The organism is Micromonospora qiuiae (assembly GCF_016863555.1).
Classification (GTDB): domain Bacteria; phylum Actinomycetota; class Actinomycetes; order Mycobacteriales; family Micromonosporaceae; genus Micromonospora; species Micromonospora qiuiae.
The window spans coordinates 1-929 of record NZ_BOPC01000080.1 but is presented as its reverse complement, the minus strand read 5'-3'; the positions used below and the strand labels follow the sequence as shown (position 1 = coordinate 929).

General features: G+C 72.3%; 1 pseudogene. It reads right to left on the bottom strand.

The features are described from left to right. Positions 1-92 precede the first annotated feature (92 nt). Positions 93-929: pseudogene (locus tag Vqi01_RS24180) on the bottom strand (hypothetical protein); the annotation flags it as partial.

Genomic DNA, 929 nt, shown 5'->3' with positions numbered 1-929 from the left:
CACGTCACAGTCGAGGGCCGCCCGGAATCGGGTCGGCCCTCGACTGCGTTGCGCCGTTGTACGGCGTACTTAGGAAGGATGTACCTGTGAGTTCAGGACCGCAGGGCGGAGACCGTCCTCGGGGGCACGACGGGCGACCCGGCGACCGCGACGCCGGTTCGCGTCGGAGCGACCGCCCGTCGTACCGCGACGACCGTGACCGGGAGCGTGGCTCTCGCGACCGCGGCTTCGGCGCCGAGGGCCGTTGGTCCGGTGGGCCCCGCCGGGATGACGACCGCCGAGGGGGCGGCTTTCGGGGTGAGCGCCGCGATGACGGCTTCCGGGCTGGAGACCGTAGGGAAGGCAGCTCTGGCGGCGGTGACCGTCGGCCGGGTGGCTTCCGCGATGGTGGCCGCCGGCAAGGCGGTTTCCGCGACGGTGAGCGCCGTGAGGGTGGCTTCCGTGGTGATCGCCAGCAAGGTGGTTTCCGCGACGGTGAGCGCCGTGAGGGTGACTTCCGGGGTGGAGACCGTAGGGAAGGCAGCTTCGGTGGCGGCGAGCGCCGCCGGGAAGGCGGCTTCCGCGACGGGGATCGCCAGTCGGGCGGTTTCCGCGAGGGCGGCCGCCGGGAAGGCAGATTCGGCGGCGGAGACCGCCGCGTAGGTGGTTTCCGCGATGGTGAGCGCCGTGAGGGTGGTTACCGCGAGGGCGGTTTCCGTGGCGGTGAGCGTCGCGAGGGTGGTTTCCGCGGCGGCGAGCGTCGCGAGGGTGGTTTCCGCGATGGTGGCCGCCGCGAGGGTGGCTTCCGTCGCGACGGTGAGCGCCGTGAAGGCGGTTTCCGCGACGGCGGTTTCCGTGGCGGTGAGCGTCGCGAGGGTGGTTTCCGCGACGGTGGCCGCCGTGAAGGTGGTTTCCGCGATGGTGGCCGTCGCGAGGGTGGTTTCCGCGAT